The 18,923-nt window shown below is 41.5% G+C and carries 13 protein-coding genes; 9 read left to right on the top strand and 4 right to left on the bottom strand.

Features of this window, described 5'->3' with window-relative positions; genetic code table 11:
• Positions 1-63: 63 nt before the first annotated feature.
• A complete protein-coding gene (locus BUA59_RS17155) occupies positions 64-2,028 on the top strand; it encodes an LTA synthase family protein (protein WP_072840904.1) in 1,965 nt (654 codons plus the stop codon).
• A 72-nt stretch (positions 2,029-2,100) separates the two neighbouring features.
• On the opposite strand, the gene BUA59_RS17150 is transcribed toward BUA59_RS17155, so the two are convergent.
• Complete coding sequence (locus tag BUA59_RS17150) at positions 2,101-2,766, bottom strand: class I SAM-dependent methyltransferase (RefSeq protein ID WP_072840903.1); 666 nt, start codon at positions 2,764-2,766, stop codon at positions 2,101-2,103.
• 129 nt (positions 2,767-2,895) lie between these two features.
• Complete coding sequence (locus BUA59_RS17145) at positions 2,896-3,792, bottom strand: LysR family transcriptional regulator (RefSeq protein WP_072840902.1); 897 nt, start codon at positions 3,790-3,792, stop codon at positions 2,896-2,898.
• A 117-nt stretch (positions 3,793-3,909) separates the two neighbouring features.
• Here BUA59_RS17145 and BUA59_RS17140 point away from each other — a divergent pair, with 117 nt between their 5' ends.
• From BUA59_RS17140 to BUA59_RS17125, 4 genes are all read left to right on the top strand, one after another.
• Complete coding sequence (locus BUA59_RS17140) at positions 3,910-4,971, top strand: 4-oxalomesaconate tautomerase (RefSeq protein WP_072840901.1); 1,062 nt, start codon at positions 3,910-3,912, stop codon at positions 4,969-4,971.
• Positions 4,972-5,032: 61 nt separating this feature from the next.
• Entirely contained in the window at positions 5,033-6,115 is a 1,083-nt protein-coding gene (locus tag BUA59_RS17135; protein ID WP_072840900.1) for a Bug family tripartite tricarboxylate transporter substrate binding protein, read from the top strand.
• A 23-nt stretch (positions 6,116-6,138) separates the two neighbouring features.
• On the top strand, positions 6,139-8,109 hold the full coding sequence (locus BUA59_RS17130; protein WP_072840899.1) for a tripartite tricarboxylate transporter permease: 1,971 nt from the start codon (positions 6,139-6,141) through the stop codon (positions 8,107-8,109).
• Between the two features lie 268 nt (positions 8,110-8,377).
• Positions 8,378-9,895: an alanine/glycine:cation symporter family protein gene (locus BUA59_RS17125; protein ID WP_072840898.1), complete on the top strand. Its 1,518-nt coding sequence runs from the start codon at positions 8,378-8,380 to the stop codon at positions 9,893-9,895.
• A 122-nt stretch (positions 9,896-10,017) separates the two neighbouring features.
• Here the strand turns inward: BUA59_RS17125 and BUA59_RS17120 are convergent, their stop codons facing one another.
• Positions 10,018-10,395 carry a DsrE family protein gene (locus BUA59_RS17120; RefSeq protein WP_072840897.1) on the bottom strand — a complete coding sequence of 126 codons (378 nt, stop codon included), beginning with the start codon at positions 10,393-10,395 and terminating at the stop codon, positions 10,018-10,020.
• A gap of 149 nt (positions 10,396-10,544) precedes the next feature.
• Between BUA59_RS17120 and BUA59_RS17115 the strand changes: the two genes are divergently transcribed.
• The 4 genes from BUA59_RS17115 (at position 10,545) to BUA59_RS17100 (ending at position 16,682) form a co-directional block, all read left to right on the top strand.
• Positions 10,545-12,215, top strand: coding sequence for a transporter substrate-binding domain-containing protein (locus BUA59_RS17115; protein WP_072840896.1), 1,671 nt, complete (start codon positions 10,545-10,547; stop codon positions 12,213-12,215).
• Positions 12,216-12,260: 45 nt separating this feature from the next.
• Complete coding sequence (locus BUA59_RS17110; RefSeq protein WP_245813174.1) at positions 12,261-13,754, top strand: sigma-54-dependent transcriptional regulator; 1,494 nt, start codon at positions 12,261-12,263, stop codon at positions 13,752-13,754.
• Positions 13,755-13,944: 190 nt separating this feature from the next.
• Positions 13,945-15,372, top strand: coding sequence for an aspartate ammonia-lyase (locus BUA59_RS17105; protein WP_072840895.1), 1,428 nt, complete (start codon positions 13,945-13,947; stop codon positions 15,370-15,372).
• A gap of 35 nt (positions 15,373-15,407) precedes the next feature.
• Positions 15,408-16,682: a dicarboxylate/amino acid:cation symporter gene (locus BUA59_RS17100; RefSeq protein WP_072840894.1), complete on the top strand. Its 1,275-nt coding sequence runs from the start codon at positions 15,408-15,410 to the stop codon at positions 16,680-16,682.
• A 101-nt stretch (positions 16,683-16,783) separates the two neighbouring features.
• On the opposite strand, the gene BUA59_RS17095 is transcribed toward BUA59_RS17100, so the two are convergent.
• The gene (locus tag BUA59_RS17095) at positions 16,784-18,367 is read right to left on the bottom strand and encodes an L-lactate permease (RefSeq protein ID WP_072840893.1); all 1,584 of its coding nucleotides are present in this window, start codon (positions 18,365-18,367) and stop codon (positions 16,784-16,786) included.
• Positions 18,368-18,923 lie beyond the last annotated feature (556 nt).

Raw genomic sequence — 18,923 nt, 5'->3', positions numbered from 1 at the left:
TACTTTTTATTTACTTTATCTACTATATTCTAGTGCACATATAATAATTTATAGAGATAAGATATGCCAAAAAATAAAAACTCATGGTTACGTGTTCTATCTCCTCTCAAACCGTATTTATGTTTTTTAGCTCTCACCCTACTCTGCTTATCACTTAGTCGTTTGTTATTAATGATCTGGAAATATGATCGAATCGACAGTGCTGCCGATTGGATCACATTGCTTGGTTTCGGCTTACGCATTGATATCGCTTCCATCTCATACATAATCGGCATACCTGCAGTCATCAGTTTACTTATTTCAGGCATTCCCTATATCAATCGTATTTGGGATCTCCTCACTCGAATCTGGCTAACATGCACCTTTGTTTTGCTGATTTTTATGGAAGCCTCTACACCTCCTTTTATTGAGGAATACAGCTTAAGACCAAATCGACTTTTTGTAGAATACTTACTCTATCCGAAAGAAGTATTTTCTATGCTTATCGAAGGCCATAAGCTCACTTTGCTTTTGACGTCATTAATATCCACTATCACTATCATTTTGGCGTATCAATTTTTTCGTAAACAAAGCATAGTCAAACTTCCACAGCCTAAATGGTTCGAACGTCCAGTATTAGTCGTTATCATTTTCTGTCTTGCATTTCTTGGCGCTCGTTCAAGCTTGCAGCACAGACCAATAAATCCAAGCTATACGGCATTTACTAACGATCCACTAGTAAATAGCCTAACCCTTAACTCGACTTATTCTCTTATGTACGCCGTAAGCCAAATGGCCGATGAAGTTAGCTCATTTGAACTGTACCCAGAAATGAGCCAGGACAGGGTCATTGCAGAGACCCATAAAGCAATGGGGCTAGATAAAGATCAGTTCACATCTGAAGACCTTCCTACCCTACACATGCAACAAGCTACTCAGCGTTTTGATCGCCCGAAAAATCTTGTTATCATTCTTGAGGAAAGCTTGGGAGCGCAGTTTGTTGGCAGTTTAGGCGGGCTTCCTTTAACGCCTGAATACGATAAATTGGTGCCTGAAGCATGGTCATTCAACAATTTATACGCGACTGGAACTCGCTCGGTACGAGGTATTGAAGCAGTTGTAACAGGCTTTGTTCCTACTCCCGCGCGTAGCACAGTAAAACTCCCTAATTCACAAACCAATTTTTTCACTATTGCCAAACTACTCGGTAAACAAGGTTATGACACTAACTTCATCTATGGTGGTGGCGCTCATTTTGACAACATGAAAACCTTCTTCTTAGGTAACGGCTTCAACTCCATCATCGAAGAAAAAGACTTCGTGAATCCTGAGTTTGTTGGCTCTTGGGGTGTGAGTGATGAAGATCTTTTCACCAAAGCCAATCAAGACTTTGTAGCAAAATCTAAGACAGGGAAACCTTTTTTCAGTTTGGTATTCAGCTCATCAAACCACGACCCATTTGAATTCCCTGACAACAAAATTGAACTTTACAATACGCCCAAAGCAACTCGTGAGAATGCGGTCAAATACGCCGACCATGCAATAGGCCATTTTTTCAAATTAGCGAAACAAGAAGACTATTGGAAAGATACAGTATTCTTAGTGGTTGCCGATCATGACGCACGTACAACCCGGTCAGATTTAGTGCCAATTCCAAGCTTTCACATACCAGCTTTAATCATAGGCGATGGAATAAAACCTAAAAGTGATAGTCGATTGGTCAGCCAAATAGACTTGGCACCAACACTTTTGTCATTAATTGGCGTAGATTCAGAACACCCAATGATTGGACAAGACTTAACAAAAGTCGGTGATAATTATGTGGGACGGGCGATTATGCAATTCAATGAAAACCAAGCCTTCTTGAAAGATAACAAAGTCGTTATTCTACAGCCGAAGAAATCGCCAAAAACCTTTTCCTATAAAGACTTAACATTAACACCAAGTGATGATGTTAGTGAGGATTTAATAAACCAAGCTATTGCACATCCACTGCTAGGTACTTGGCTTTACAACGAAAAAAGATATGACATGCGCAGAAGCAAATAAGTCATGGTCATAAAAATGCAGAGCGAAAACTCGGCTTTTTTATATTTAGAGAATGCCTCAAAGCAAGCGACTTTAAATCCCTGCAATACCCTTCTGATACGTCAAAATTTGCCCTTTAAAAGGCGAAGATAGGTAATTTGTAGCATCTGGTTTTCGTTGATGATGAGAATATCCCAAAAGAACCATTTTTTTACTGAAAGGAGCATGGTGACCCCGACCCGGATCCACCAGCAAAACCAAACAATTTGCCGCAGCGTGTTTTTCAATAAAAGCGGATAATAGATCAACATGAAAACGTTCATACAAAATATCACTACCGATAATACAGTCGTATTTGCCTAAGTCTGTGCTTGCGTCTTGCCAGCTCGCCCTTATAAAAGGTATAGGCTGATCGCCATTCAAAAGCGTATTTTGCTTAAGGAAATTGCCTGCTTCAGGGTGATAATCCGTTGCCGTAATATTGGCCAATCTATGATTCAATACAAGGCTTGCAAGCCCAATACCACAGCCAACTTCTAATATTTTTAAACCATCGATTTTATGCTCAAACATCAGGTGTGCAAGCACTTCACCAGATGGCCAAATCACACCAAACAAAGGCCATACCGCAGATGAGATACCAAGATTTAACGCAATATTATCATCATCTGAAAACTCTTGATTATCACGCAGTGTTCGCACATGGATATCGGTCTTATCAAACTCAAGAGTTTGATAACGGACGCGAAAATGAGACATATAAGTCCTAGGTGATGCACGGAAATAGCAAACGCTATTAAACTGAAACACCATACTAGCTGTATTATTTAAAATACCCTAAGTTTAGTTCTCTAGCTTTTTTAAAGTGCCTCATGCTTTGATCGTAAGTTAATTAACCGACCAGCGCTCCAACAGGATATTAATAAATAGATCCGCCGCGGGAGAAACCGATGTAGAGCTTCGCTTTACAAGTCCAATTGAACGATCAATTTTTTTGCCTTTGAGCGGCCTAGAAGTCAGTACTGATGCGCTACTTAATGGCATAGCCAATTTGGGAACAATAGATATACCTAGCCCCATTTCCACCAAACCGAGCGACGTAGAAAGATGTTGGACTTCGTAAAAACTGTTCAGCTGCACTTGATCTCTTGCTAAGGATTTATCCAACAAAATTCGGTTACCACTGGCACGTCCAACACTAATTAATTTATACGGCTCCATATCCGTCCATGAGACTTCATCTAACTCACATAATGGGTGATCTTTGCGTAAACAAACCACAAATGGATCATCGAGAAGCGGCGTAAAAGACACTTCTGGATGCTGAGCTATAGCCATATTTATACCAAAATCCGCATCTCCGCGAATAACCGACTCCAAACCATGATTGGCACTTTCGTCTAAAATTTGAATGCGAATCCCTGGATAACGTTCGTTAAAAACATTAATAACACTGGGCAAAAAATAAAATGCAGCAGTGGGGATACAGGCAATAGTGACTTTGCCTTTCTGCTGAGAAGCCATGTCTTTTATGCCTAAAACAGACAGCTCAAATTCCTCTACCATACGACGAGCTTTTGGCAAAAACTCACGCCCCACAGAGGTTAGCCAAGTTTTTCGAGTCGTTCGTTCAAATAATTGAGTACCTAAAATAGCCTCTAATTTCTGCATTCTCCGGCTCAAAGCAGGTTGAGATAAAAAGGTTAATTCAGCGGCATCATGAAAATTTCCTGTCTCCGCAATACGTATGAAGATAACCAAATCTTTAAATTCTATTTGATGCATTGCCACTCCAATTGATTCGTTTTACACATCAATTATGACGTATCTTTGCATTTGATGCACGAATATAGATTGTGAGACTTTAGCTACAAGCTATTACAACAACAAAGGTTTATCACAATGTCACAAACCATATCTTGCATCATCATGCGCGGCGGCACCTCTAGAGGGCCCTATTTACAGATCTCCGATCTTCCTCAAGACCGGAATGCCTGTGCAGATGTTTTGTTAAAAATTATGGGATCCGGCCATGAACTTCAACTTGATGGCATTGGTGGAGGAAATAGCTTAACAAGCAAAGTGGCGATGGTTGGCGCTTCAACTCACCCAGATGCGGATGTTGATTATTTATTTGCTCAAGTAGGCATAGTAGAGAAAACTGTAGACTTTGCGCCAAACTGCGGAAATATGCTTGCTGGTGTTGCGCCTTACGCCATAGAAACTGGCTTATTCCCGGCTAGCGAAGGAACGACGACGGTACGCATTCATAATCTAAACACCGGAAAGATTATTCATTCAACAGTACAAACTCCTCAAGGCAAAGTAGAATATACCGGAAATACTATTATTAGCGGTACGAACTCGCCTGGCGCCCCAATTCAGTTAACATTTTTGAATGTAGAGGGCGCAAAAACAGGTAAGTTATTACCCACTGGTAGTGCTCTGAACATTATCGATTCGGTAGAAGTTACTTGTATTGATGCTGCGACACCAGTTGTTTTAATCCAAGCAAGTGATCTTGGAAAAACCGGCTATGAAACGCCAGCAGAGCTAGATAACGATATTGAGTTTATGACTCGTTTAGAAGTTATTCGCCTTCAGGCAGGTGAGCTAATGGGTATGGGGAATGTTTCAGACTCTGTGATACCTAAGCCTATTTTACTTTCTCCAGCTCGTTTTGATGGAACCATCAATGCTCGCTACTTTGTCCCACATAAATGCCATAAATCATTAGCCGTTACGGGAAGTATCGCTATTGTGACTGCGTGTTGCCTTCCAGGAACCGTAGCCTCAAAACTCATTGGTGATAAAGACTCCGAGTCCCATTTCACCCTTGAACACCCTTCAGGAAAGATCGAGCTTAGCGCTCAACGCAAGGAAGACAATTTATCAGCGTTAAATAGTGTATCGGTAATCCGTACAGCAAGAAAAATACTTTCAGGTACGGTTTATCTTAATTAACTATCAATACAAAAAATAATAAACGTATTAAACATTCATAAAAACAAGAAAGGTGAATTCAATGAAAAAACTTTCTAAGCTCTTAGGGGTTTCTGTCTTAACTTTTGGTTGCCTATTGGCGTTACCCACAAAAGCACAAGATACTGAACTTCCGTCAACCATTAACTGGACGATTCCATTTGGGGTCGGTGGCGGCACCGATGTTTGGGCTCGCTTTGTTGCACCCCATTTAACTAAAAGCCTACCAGGAAACCCAACAGTGGTTATAAAAAACCAACCTGGTGGAGGCTCAATCACAGGCACAAATCTATTTTTTCAACGAGCAAAGAGTAATGGTGAGGATATCCTAGGAACCTCAGCATCAACACTGTATCCATTCATGTTAGGGGATAAACGTGTTCGCTATAACTTTGATAAATGGATTCCGTTGATGGCTAGCCCTACAGGCGGAGTTGTCTACGTACAACCAGATCTTGGAGTAGCCTCAGCGAATGATATTACTAAATTAAATGGTGTTACGTTACCTTTTGGCTCTCAAAGCCCAACAGGGTTGGAGTTACCGGTCTTTTTGGCTTTCGAAATGCTAGGGCTTGATATAAAGCCTGTTTTTGGTATGAAAAGCCGCGGTGCTGGCCGTCTTGCATTTGAGCGAGGTGAAGCAAAAATAGATTTTCAAACGTCTTCTGCCTACTTAAGCTCTGTCGTTGATCTTGTTGATAATAAAAAAGCAGTTCCACTATTTTCATTAGGTATTCTAAATAATAAGGGCGAAATCGTTAGAGACCCTGCTTTTGCAGACCTTCCGACATTTGAAGAAGTCTATTTCAAAAAATTTGGTAAACAACCATCTGGTATGGAATACACGGCTTATAAAAAATTCTTAGCGGCTGGATTTGCCTTTCAAAAGGTGATCTTCATACCTGCTGACACACCAAATGACATTATTCAGACATATCAAAAAGCTGTTAAACAGATGCTACAAGATCCTGCCTTTATAAAGGATTCAGAGATACAAGTAGGGCCTTATGAAAACATTGTAGGTATTGATGCCGCTCAATATCTTAGCGATGCCATTACCGTTTCTCCTGAGTTGTACACTTGGATTTCCGATTGGCTAAAAACGAAATTTGATTACAAGCTGTAGTTTTAAATTAGGAGTGATTATTAATGATTGAGTTCCTCAGCGCCCTGGATCAAATAATGTCAGTTACCCATCTAACCTACCTAATTGCTGGTGTTTTAGTTGGATTAGTAGTCGGCATTATTCCCGGACTTGGTGGCATCGCCGGTATGTCTTTACTTTTACCTTTTTTATATGGGATGGAACCTTCCGTTGGTCTTGGTATGCTGATGGGACTCGTTGCGGTAATACCAACGGGGGATACATTTACCTCAGTTTTGATGGGCATTCCCGGCTCAAGTTCATCACAAGCTACGGTTATGGATGGCTTTCCTTTAGCGAAAAAAGGGCAAGCGGCTCGCGCATTGTCCGCCGCTTTCTTATCATCCATGATAGGTGGTGTTGTTGGTGCAATTGTATTAAGCGTATTTATACTCGTCGCACGACCTGTAGTTTTGGCTTTCTCCTCGGCTGAGCTATTTATGCTTACGCTGTTAGGGCTAAGCGTTGTCGCCGCTCTTTCGGGCGGTAATGTCTACAAAGGCTTGGCAGCTTGTGGATTTGGTCTTTTGGTAGGCGCTATTGGCGGAGCTCCAGCAACAGGAGAGTTCCGCTTCACTCTAGATATCGACTATCTGTATGACGGGATTCCATTAGTTGTGGTTGGTTTGGGGATTTTTGCTTTACCTGAGATCATCAGCTTATTAGTGAAAAATAGCGCAATTGCCTCTTCACCAAATAAACTTGGTCACGGCTTAAAGCAGGGCTTCAAAGATGTTTTTGCTAACCTTCCACTGGTTGGTAAATCCTCTATCTTTGGGAGTTTAATTGGCGCGATTCCAGGCCTAGGTGGATCAGTTGTAGATTGGATGACATACAGCTTTGCCATCAACTCTAGTAAAGACTCGTCTCAATTTGGAAAAGGTGATATTCGTGGTGTCATCGCTCCTGAATCTGCCAATAACGCCTGCGCATCAGGAAGCATGATTCCGACCATTTTATTCGGTGTACCTGGTTCTGGCGCGGCGGCGGTTTTTCTAGGCGGTATGTTATTGCTTGGTATCCAACCGGGCGTATCAATGATAACGACTCACCTTGACCTGACATACACGATTATTTGGTCTCTTGCTCTTGCCAATATTCTGGGCGCATTATTCTGTATTTGTTTTACACGTCCAATATCGCTACTCACTTACATTAAATTTTCGGTACTTACGCCTATTATTTTGACCCTTATCTTGTTTGCTGCCTATCAAGCAACTCGAAGCTTAGGTGACTTTATTTTATTAGGTGTCGTGGCAGCTCTCGGCGTCATGATGAAAGGTGCGAATTGGCCTAGACCGGCATTTTTAATTGGCTTTGTATTATCTTCAGGAGCAGAGAACTACTTCTTCCAAAGCATCCAATTTTACGGTTACTCTTGGTTTTTACGTCCTGGAGTAATTGCTATTGCCGCACTCATTATTGTTGGTTTCGTACTACCTCCTATTTTGAAAAAAAGGCAGCAGAAGAATGATGTGAAAGCAGAACCAACGCCACAAGAAACTAAAAAAGACAATATTGTAAAAACTGTTTCTTTGGCAGATTGGGGGATAATCGCAATTATGAGCGTATGTGCTATTTATGCTCTCGTGAATGTTTGGGACTCATCCATGCTAACAAAAGCATTTCCCATCATTGCCATAGCAATTATCTTGTTTTCAGTAGTAATGATTGTGAGTAAATACATTAGAGTAAAACACACAAGAATTCCGTCTGATCTCACCATGAATTTGATATATATAGCTGGCTTCTTTTTCATTGCTTATGGGTATTACTTGTTTGGCTTCATTACAACAACCTTTGTATTTTCACTCTTGTTCTTGAAGTTCTTAGCAAAAGCGTCTTATCTAAAATCAACGACTATTGCTATTTGCTTGGTCATATTTTTAGTCACTATTGGTAGAGTGATGAATGTAGACTTCCCTGAAGGTCTCTTTGACCCCTATCTATTAAGCGCAATCAAAACCTTTATCTAGGTACTCCAGCGCCTAGAACCTATCCCGATGCAACTATCTTTGCATCGGGATTTTTTTTGTGAAATATCCCCCTTCTATCTTTTACAAATAGATCTCATTTCTTTTTCATGTTAAATTCGCCCCACTTAAGTGCACTTTTCATGCGCAATTTACATTTCCAACGGTAACATTCCGCATAATGGCAGCGGCAATTCCCACAACCGCCGCACTCTAGTATCCATACAACAACTAAAAAAGCTCTCAGAGCTAATCTTATCGAGGACTATCTATGCAAGCATTCATTGATTTCTTAAACGGAGTCATTTGGAGCCCTGCCCTAATTTATCTATGTTTAGGCGCGGGCTTGTTTTATTCAATACTTACACGTTTTGCTCAAGTTCGTCATTTCAAAGAAATGTGCTCGCTTTTGTTCAATTCTAACGATTCAGACAAAGGCATTTCTTCTTTCCAAGCACTCGCGGTATCGCTATCTGGTCGTGTTGGTACAGGTAACATTGCAGGTGTTGCTGCGGCCATTGGTTTTGGTGGTCCAGGTGCGATTTTCTGGATGTGGGTCGTTGCTTTCTTAGGTGCAAGCACGGCTTATGCGGAATCCACTTTAGGTCAGCTTTATAAAGTCAGCGAAGGTGGTCAATACCGTGGTGGTCCAGCTTATTACTTCGAGCGCTGCCTTGGCTGGCGTTGGTTAGGCATATTATTTGCTTTGTCATCTATTCTTGCTTGTGGTGTTTTCTTACCTGGCATTCAGGCAAACTCTGTTGGCAACGCTGTCGTACAAATCTTCGGCGAAGGTGTTGTTGTATCAAGCTCATTCGGTGACGTAGGTTCAACTAAATTAGTTGCCTTAGCTGTTATCTTGGTTGTCTTGGCATTCATCATCTTTGGTGGCATCAAACGTATCGCGAACTTCACTCAGATAATCGTGCCATTCATGGCGCTTGGTTACATTGTGATGGCGTTGATCGTTGTTTTCCTAAACCTAGATAAAGTACCAGGTATTTTCGGCTTAATCTTCTCTGATGCATTCACTGCACAAGCAGGTTTTGGTGCGGCAATTGGTTGGGGTGTAAAACGTGGTGTTTACTCTAACGAAGCCGGTCAAGGTACTGGACCTCATGCAGCCGCTGCGGCAGAAGTTCAACACCCTGCACAACAAGGTCTTGTTCAAGCTTTCTCTGTTTACGTTGATACTCTATTCATCTGTACAGCTACGGCTCTGATGATTTTGATCACGCAACAATACAACGTCCAAGGCTCTTTGCCTGACGGTCAATTCATCGTTCAAAACGTTGATCCTTCTACTATCATTGCGTCTCCTGCCTTCACTCAAATGGCATTGGCAAGCGTATTTGGTAGTTCAGGTCCAGTCTTTGTGGGCATCGCATTGTTCTTCTTCGCATTCACGACTATTTTGGCGTATTACTACATCGCTGAAACTAACGTAGCTTACCTACGTCGTGCGTTGAACATCAACGTGTCACTAACCTTCGTAAAACTGCTTATCATGTTCATGGTAGCTTACGGTACAGTTAATACAGCAGGTTACATCTGGAACCTAGGTGACGTTGGCGTAGGCTTAATGGCTTGGTTAAACATCGTTGGTATCATCACTATCTTCTTCATGGCAAAACCAACCATGAAAGCATTGCGTGATTACGAAGACCAAAAAGCATCTGGCGTAACTGAATACACCTTTAACCCTAAAGCACTTGGTATCAAAGGCGCGGAGTTCTGGGAAAAACGTTACGACAAGCAACAAGCTGAAAAAGCTGCCGACAAAAAATAGTCATTAAGCTTTTAAGTAAAAAATTGATATAAAAAAGGGTCACTTCAAAGTGACCCTTTTTCGTTCTGTACCATTTACCGTCTTATATACGATAGTCGCTGAGGTTTTATATATGACAGTCACTAAGGTTTTATATAAGCAAAACTATCAGCTTGCTTTTCGATCAGTTCCAACACGCCAACCGGAACAATTTTTACAGACTCTGGCAAAGATTCAACAGAAATACTCAATCCATTAATCGAGTTTTGGCACACTGTAAATTCAATACCCAGCTCGGCTAACTCTTGGATAGCATCAGTATGATTTGGTTGTGCTTTTCTATCAAAAGAAAGCTCATCAACAATCTTCCCATCAAATATGGTCACAGCTTTTGAGTTAACCAACACAACAATTTTGGAAGCGGCAACATCCACGACCTTTACAAGATTTCGTACATTCGCGAGAAGCAACGACCACTTTTCAACTTCATCAATATGAAAAACCACTTTGACTGATTGCATAACATCCTCATTAAACGGTTAGCACGCTTTTGATTAATGACTAGCGTAAGACAAATCCGGCGCACAAAATAGCAATAAAATAAACTCCAGCTATCTTATCATCGAAGCATGTTATGATTTAAATATTCTAAAAAATACAATTTACCGACATGTCTATTAAAATCAACGCAATGCCATCTATTTACCAATCTTTCTTACTTTTTATCGGCTTATGCACGGCGAGTATCACTCTAGCAGACGCTCCGATTCACGTGGGTGGCGATCTAAATTACCCACCTTATGAGTTTATTAATGAAAATGGTAAACCGGATGGGTACAACACTGAATTAACTCGCGCCATTGCCGAAGTTATGGGGATTGAGGTCGATATACAACTGGGCAGCTGGGATGATATTCGTAGCCGCTTAGAACAAGGCAAACTAGATGTTTTACAAGGCATGGCCTATTCAACAGGGCGAACCGACAATTACAATTTTTCGCCGCCACATGCGTTAGTCCACCAATCTATTTTTGCTCGTAAGGGGACCGCTAAAGTAAGTGATTTGAACGAACTTACAGGCAAAGAGCTGATTGTCCAACGCGGCGGCGTCATGCATGACTTTTTTCTTCATAGCGATATCAAAGCCAAGTTGATTCTGGTCGACACCCACTCTGCAGCACTACGTTTACTTTCGTCAGGCAAATACGATTATGCACTGGTCGCCAACTTACCCGGGCTATATCTTGGTAAGGAACTGGCGCTATCTAACATCATTCCTGTTGGCCGCCCTTTTGGTGCCAAGCAATATGGTTATGCCGTAATGAAAGGCAATAGAGACCTTCTCGCTCAATTTAGCGAAGGTCTTGCCATTCTTAAAAATACTGGCCGCCAGCAGGAAATTTACGATAAATGGCTAGGCCCATTAGAGCAAGACGGCTTCCCATGGAAAAAGATCGGACTAATTACCGGCAGTATTTCTGGAATATTGTTGGTGATTTTAGGCGGTATTGTCATCTGGAACCGCATGCTAACCCGTGAAGTAAGTCGTCGTACCAACGAGTTAAAGCAACAGCAAAAACAGCTAATGCAAGCGGATAAAATGGCGTCATTAGGCATTTTAGTATCAGGGGTTGCCCATGAAATAAATAATCCCAGCAGCCTACTCTTATTAAATCTGCCAGTAATACAAGAATTTTATGATGATGCCGAAGATATCCTCGAAGCCCATTATCAAGAACATGGCGATTTTTATATTGCTGGGCTCGAATACAGCAGGATGCGCGATGAGATCCCTTCTATGCTGCAAGATATGTTAATAGGTACACAAAAAATTCGTCGTATCGTTAACGATCTCAAAGACTTTGCCCGTGAAACACCAGATAATTGGAAAGAACAGATAGATCTTAATGAAACCCTAGAAGTCGCAATTCGTCTAGTAGACAAAACCATTCGTCAAAGCTGTGATCAATTCAATGTGGAATATACCCGTCCGCTGCCGAGCTTTTATGGCAGCGCTCAGAAAATTGAGCAAGTTATTATTAACCTTATAGTAAATGCGTGTCAGGCTTTGGAATCATCTAATCAAGCCATTAATATTCGAACTTTTCTCAAAGACGAAAACCACCTGTGTTTAGAAGTTTGGGATCAAGGTAAAGGTATAGAGCCGCATAATATAAATCGATTATGCGATCCTTTTTTTACCACTCGACGAGAAGATGGTGGTACTGGCCTTGGTCTCTCTATATCCAGTAAAATCGTCCAAGAACACGGTGGCAGTCTGGTTTATGAGTCTATCCCCAAGCATGGCACTAAAGCTATTTTGACCTTTTCAGTTGCTTAGCTTCATTCGTGACATCCTGTAAAAGTCTCTGTTAGGAGTTCTTGTATGCAAAAAAACCTTTACCCACAATTCGGTATTTTACTGGTGGATGACGAAGAAGCCTTCTTACGCAGCATGAGCATTGCATTAGAACGTAAAGCAGGATTCAGCCACTTATACCATTGCCATGACAGTCGTAACGCCATGTCTATGATTGCGGAGCACCCAATTGGCATCGTCCTACTAGACATGACCATGCCTCATATTTCAGGTGATAAGCTACTACAGAAAATAGTAACGGAGTATCCAGACATTAATGTTATTGTCATTAGCGGCTTAAACCAGCTAGAGATCGCTTTAGACTGTATTCGACTTGGCGCCTTTGATTATTATGTCAAAACAACCGAAGAACGCCGCTTAATCGAAGGCATAAAACGTGCTGTACGTATGCAAGAAATGCATGTCGAAAATCAAGCCCTACGTCGCCATGTACTAACCAATACACTAGAACAACCTAATGTATTCGCCAGTATCATTACTCAAGACAAAGGCATGCATGCTGTCTTTCAGTACCTTGAATCAATTGCGTCTAGCCAACAGCCAGTTCTGATTACCGGCGAAAGTGGTGTAGGCAAAGAGCAAATTGCTCAAGCCATTCATGACTTAAGTAACAACACCGGGCCTTTGGTGAGTGTCAATGTCGCTGGATTAGACGACAACGTTTTTTCGGACACATTATTTGGTCACCGCCGTGGCGCTTTCACAGGAGCGGATAGCGCTCGCCCAGGCATGATTGAACAAGCCACGGGAGGCACTTTGTTTTTGGATGAAATTGGCGATTTAAGCCCTACATCACAGGTCAAATTATTGCGCCTATTACAAGAGGGTGAATATTACCCATTAGGCAGTGACCGACCTAAACGTCTGCGCGCCAGAGTAGTCGCTGCAACCCATCAAAACCTCACGGATAAACAAGCATCTGGCGCTTTTCGAAAAGACCTATACTATCGCTTGAAAATTCACCATGTTGAGATCCCACCCTTACGTCGTCGGGTCAATGATTTACCCTTATTGCTAGACTTTTTCCTAACACAAGCAGCAGAAGAAATGGGCAAAAACAAACCAACTATTCCCAAAGAGCTCCCCGTTTTATTAGCCAATTACCAGTGGCCGGGCAATATAAGAGAGTTAAAAGCACTCGTTTATGATGCCGTAAGCCGTCATCAATCTAAAGTTCTCTCGATGGAGACATTTCGTCACGTGTTGACGAAAGAAAACCCTTCACTATTACAAGCAAATCTAGAAAACAGTAACGCACGAGTGTTCTTTCCAGCCGAACAACCATTACCATCCATGCAAGAAATTAATGATCTACTAGTAGAAGAAGCGATGAAACGAGCACAGGGCAATCAATCCCTCGCATCTCGCCTCATAGGCGTGTCTCAACCTGCGCTAAGTAAACGCTTAAATAAAAAATCAGCTAAGCCTCCCAAAAGCAACCCATATAACTGTGGTTATAGTTATAACCACAGTTATTACTCACTTAAGACATTGATATAAAACATTTTTAATCCATATTTTGACAATTTAACTATTCCCTTGGCATACCCCTTCAGATTTAAAGAAACCCAACGAGTTTAATAAATTTATAAATTAAATCAATGAGTTAAATGAAATACATCCAATTGGCACAATGGTTGCTTTTATCTATTACAAAACCCCATGTAAAACAACAATAAACGAGAGCATCATGATACAAATCTCCACCGAAGCCGTTCGCTCCGAACACGATCTACTTGGCGAAAGTAATGTTCCAGCTAACGCATACTATGGCATTCAAACACAACGCGCCTGTTTGAACTTTGATCTCAGCGGCATACCGCTTCACCATTTCCCTGAGCTTGTTGTTGCCATCAGCATGGTGAAATCGGCTTGTGCTGGCGCAAACCGAAGCTTAGGTCTTTTAGACGACGATCGCTATCACGCTATTATTGACGCCGTCGCAGAAATCAGACAAGGACATTTTCACGACCAATTTATTGTCGATATGATCCAAGGCGGCGCTGGCACATCAACCAACATGAATGCTAACGAAGTCATTGCTAATATTGCACTTGAAAAACTCGGTTATGAAAAAGGCGAATACCAACACCTTCACCCGAACAATCATGTCAACATGTCACAATCTACCAATGACGCTTACCCGACTGCCGTTCGATTGGCTATTTTGCTCAAACACGGTGATTTAGTGACGGCCCTCGCCTCATTACGCGATGCATTTAAAGCTAAGTCTGTGGAGTTTGCCGACATTATCAAGATGGGACGAACCCAATTACAAGACGCAGTTCCTATGACTTTAGGTCAAGAGTTTCAGTCTTTTGCTTCGACGCTGACAGAAGACATCGATCGTATTGCCGGCCTGTCAGAGCTACTCAAAGAGGTGAACCTTGGTGGCACTGCGATAGGCACAGGGATCAACACAGATCCAGAATATGCTGCTATAGCAGTAAAAAACTTATCTAATATCAGCGGTTTCCAACTAATTCCTGCATTCGATTTAGTTGAAGCCAGCTCTGACATGGGCGCGTTCGTTTTGTTCTCTTCCATGCTTAAGCGCCTTGCAATCAAGCTATCGAAAATATCAAACGATTTACGCCTTTTAAGCATGGGGCCTCGCTGTGGACTTAACGAAATAAACCTTCCACCACAACAACCTGGCAGTTCTATCATGCCGGGCAAAATCAATCCTGTTATTCCAGAAGCTGTTAGCCAAGTAGCTTATCAAGTTATCGGTAATGATATGGCCATCACTATGGCCGCAGAAGCAGGTCAACTTCAGCTCAATGCAATGGAGCCACTTATTGCCTATAACGTACTGGAATCTATGCGCATGCTGAAACAAGCCATGGACATGTTAACAACGCGCTGTGTCATCGGTATCACCGCAAACAAAGAGCACTGCCAACAGCTGGTTGACCAAAGCATCGGCGTTATTACTGCCGTTGTTCCTTATATCGGCTACGACAATGCCAGCCGTATCGCTAAGACAGCACTTGCCACAGGACGTGGAGTTTTAGACTTAATTCGTGACGAGCAACTAATGAGCGAAGACGATATCAACGAGGTGCTTAAACCGGCCAATATGATTCGACCTCAAGCTCGACGTATTAAGCGTTAATTCCCCTGACAAATAACAAATAAAAAGGCATTAAGATGACAGATACTCAAACAACAAAAAAAACAACCTTTTGGGGCAAAATGCCACTTTGGCAAAAAATCTTAATTGGTATGGTTCTTGGTATAATAACCGGTTCTATCATGGGGCCAGACGCAGAAATACTGAAACCGCTTGGCACCTTATTTATTAAAGCCATTAAAATGCTCATTGTTCCCTTGGTGTTTTGCTCCTTGGTAGTTGGCGTTACTTCTATGCAAGACACTCGAAAAATGGGTCGAGTGGGATTGAAATCCATAGTGTTGTATTTAGGAACAACCGCTGTTGCTATTACTATCGGCCTAGGTTTAGGAACTATTTTTAGCCCTGGCGCCGGTTTGAATATGGACGCTTCTACGGTCTCTCAAGCGACAAAAGAAGCCCCAACATTAGTGCAAACGCTGCTAAACATGATCCCAACTAACCCTGTTGATGCGCTTGCTGCTGGCAACATTCTACAAATCATAGTCTTTGCACTTGGTTTAGGAATTGCGTTAACTCTGTCTGGTGAGAAAGGCAAACCAGCCATCGCAGTATTTGAAAGTCTTGCGGAAGCTATGTACACGCTAACCGGTCTAGTAATGAAACTGGCACCTTACGGCGTATTCGGTTTAATGGCTTGGGTAGCGGGAAAATATGGCCTAGAGATTCTACTACCGCTGATTAAAGTCGTTGCCGTGGTTTATCTTGGTAGCATTATACACGTCGTGGTTTTTTACAGTGGCTTGATCAGTCTATTAGGACGCCTTAACCCAATCCCTTATCTAAAAGGCATTGCTACACCCGCTGCGGTTGCGTTCACCACCACAAGTAGCTCAGGTACATTACCAGCAAGTATTAAAGCGGCTCGAGAAGAACTAGGTGTATCAAAAGGTATTTCTAGTTTTGTTTTACCTTTGGGCGCAACAATAAACATGGATGGTACGGCACTTTATCAGGGCGTTTGCGCTTTGTTTATCGCACAGGCATTTGGTGTTGACCTAGAATTTTCTGACTACATTGTCATTATCGCTACGTCTACACTAGCATCCATTGGTACAGCGGGTGTTCCAGGTGCTGGTATGATCATGCTGTCTTTGGTTCTAACAACTGTTGGTTTACCAATCGAAGGCCTAGCCATCATTGCTGGTATAGACAGAATCCTAGACATGGCTCGCACAACAGTAAACGTTTGTGGCGACTTGATGGTCTCAACTCTCGTTGCGAAAAGCGAAAATGAACTGGACCAAGATATTTATTCAGCCCAACCAACATCAGACTCAGCAAAAGCGTAGTCGATATTTAGTAGCCGATACTTATCAAAGCTGAACCTTAATAATTTCTTTGTAACAACATAAAAAATAGCCAGATGACATCAATCTCATCTGGCTATTTTTTATAAAGCCAAACTGACGATAGAAAACAATGCCGCCACCAACGCGTAGGCAAACAGCGGAATAATAGTTCGCTTAATGATAAACCCTTCTTTATTACTCACACCTAAGATTGTTGATACTGCAATAATATTATTAATGCACACCATATTACCCATGGCTGCACCAGCAGATTGCAAAGCAAGTACAAGGCTAACAGGCAAACCGACCTTCTCTGCAATACCTAATTGAATACCACCAAAAGTTAAGTTTGACACGGTTGCCGACCCTGAAAAAAAAGATCCGAGCGCCCCAAGTAGCGCCGCCGCATAACCCCAACTATCGCCCAGTAATCCTGAAAATGCTTGAGCTAATAACAACATTGGAGCTTGGCTTCCGCCTTGCATCATCAAATTAACCATCACCAATGCGCCAATTAGGGACAACATAGGCAAAAATAAACGCCGACCAGTATCTCGTAAAGATGTCACAACAAGCACGCGTGACATACCAAACAAAGGGATACAAATCAATGAGACTATAAGAAAAGGAATCACAGCTGGAACATAGAGACTTTTATATTGCCAATTTACGTCCATGCCCAAAATATTGTTAATGCTAAACACCAAGGCCTGACTCACCTCAAAACCAGCGTCACCGACATGCCAAGTGAACCATGGCGTCATATCATTAAGTAATGCCTTCACGCCCAATTGAGGAATGCGCGTTACAACTAAAATGGCAATAAGCAAAGCAAAAGGTAAAAAAACCTTCATGATAGTTTTTACTTCTATGACCTTATCGGACAATTCTGTAGTTGCAGATTTATTTAACCCAACACCCTGTTTTGCCAACAATACACTTAATCCCAAGCCAACAGCACCGCCTATTAATGAAGGAAACTCATAATTCCATTGAGCAAACACAACATAAGGAACTGTACAGGAAAGGATACTTAGTAAAATAAATAAGACATTTTGACGAATATCGCGCCATTTCACTACAAAAGACAGAGCGATAAAAGGGACAACTAAAGCAGCAAGACTATTAAGTAACGCTGTTTGTTTAGCTATTTCCATAAGCTGCATTTCGGATAGCGACAGCCCTGACAAACCAAACCAGATTGGTGTTCCCACCGCGCCAAAAGACACAGGTACAGTGTTCATCGCTAAGGCAAAAATAGCCACGGGGATAGCAGGAAACCCCAAACCAACCAATATAGGCGCAGCAATCGCTGCTGGAGTACCAAATCCAGATGCCCCTTCGATCATAAAAGCGAAAGCCCAACCAATAATCATCAATTGAGCCACTTTGTTAGAGCTGATGCTTTTTAACCACTGACTTAGCACCGCCTCAGCGCCTGAAAAGAACATCACACGATTTAATAAAATAGCACCAGCGACAATAGAAATAGGTGTCAATACAGACAAAGCCCCTGCGATTACATTAGCACTTAACAGACCTGTATCCGCCTGAAAAAACACCAGCTGAATAAAGGCAACTAGAACCGCAACAGTAGGCAAAGCAATATGCGAAGGCACGGGATTACGCTTTGTCATCACCCAAATCAATAATACAATTGGTAACGCTGACAAAATAGTATTCATGCTTTTCCTTGCTTAATGGTTATGCTTATCTTGCTTGCCTATAAAATTATAGTAAAAATTCAACTTGCTTTTTTATTTTAAAACTTTATGAAGAGTCTGTTATTGATATGAATCACACTTAAGACAAACTTGTAAATTCGGCATCATTGTTTTCATTACTTAATATAATGTTAATCAAGCTAGCCACCTCTCCTAAATACGCGTAATAAACATCAGCTAGAGCATACTCTTTCAAGTATAGATTACGCTCTTTTGTACTAAAATAATGATAGCTATAATCTAAAGATATTATAAAACTGACGAAATAATCCACATAAACAGTTGAATTTTAACAACATGAATAATTTGTCTGACGAATCACTTTAGGAATAGCCGAAGAATTTCTATGTTTCAGTTTAGCTTTCAAGAATTAAGACATTCTGAAAAAATGAAAGGATTCGACTTTGATTCGATTACCAACTAATCGAATACTCCAATTGGAAAAAATCCTTAAAAATAATATTCAAGCGAGAATCACTGAAAAAGACATATATATCTCAGTGAGATTACAAATAGA

The organism is Marinomonas polaris DSM 16579 (assembly GCF_900129155.1).
Lineage (GTDB): Bacteria > Pseudomonadota > Gammaproteobacteria > Pseudomonadales > Marinomonadaceae > Marinomonas > Marinomonas polaris.
This window is presented reverse-complemented; position numbering and strand designations above follow the sequence as displayed.

Coding starts and splice junctions, on each gene's coding strand:
- BUA59_RS17155 (WP_072840904.1), top strand. CDS start 64: ATGCCAAAAAATAAAAACTCATGGTTACGTGTTCTATCTCCTCTCAAA.
- BUA59_RS17150 (WP_072840903.1), bottom strand. CDS start 2,766: ATGTCTCATTTTCGCGTCCGTTATCAAACTCTTGAGTTTGATAAGACC.
- BUA59_RS17145 (WP_072840902.1), bottom strand. CDS start 3,792: ATGCATCAAATAGAATTTAAAGATTTGGTTATCTTCATACGTATTGCG.
- BUA59_RS17140 (WP_072840901.1), top strand. CDS start 3,910: ATGTCACAAACCATATCTTGCATCATCATGCGCGGCGGCACCTCTAGA.
- BUA59_RS17135 (WP_072840900.1), top strand. CDS start 5,033: ATGAAAAAACTTTCTAAGCTCTTAGGGGTTTCTGTCTTAACTTTTGGT.
- BUA59_RS17130 (WP_072840899.1), top strand. CDS start 6,139: ATGATTGAGTTCCTCAGCGCCCTGGATCAAATAATGTCAGTTACCCAT.
- BUA59_RS17125 (WP_072840898.1), top strand. CDS start 8,378: ATGCAAGCATTCATTGATTTCTTAAACGGAGTCATTTGGAGCCCTGCC.
- BUA59_RS17120 (WP_072840897.1), bottom strand. CDS start 10,395: ATGCAATCAGTCAAAGTGGTTTTTCATATTGATGAAGTTGAAAAGTGG.
- BUA59_RS17115 (WP_072840896.1), top strand. CDS start 10,545: ATGTCTATTAAAATCAACGCAATGCCATCTATTTACCAATCTTTCTTA.
- BUA59_RS17110 (WP_245813174.1), top strand. CDS start 12,261: ATGCAAAAAAACCTTTACCCACAATTCGGTATTTTACTGGTGGATGAC.
- BUA59_RS17105 (WP_072840895.1), top strand. CDS start 13,945: ATGATACAAATCTCCACCGAAGCCGTTCGCTCCGAACACGATCTACTT.
- BUA59_RS17100 (WP_072840894.1), top strand. CDS start 15,408: ATGACAGATACTCAAACAACAAAAAAAACAACCTTTTGGGGCAAAATG.
- BUA59_RS17095 (WP_072840893.1), bottom strand. CDS start 18,367: ATGAATACTATTTTGTCAGCGTTACCAATTGTATTATTGATTTGGGTG.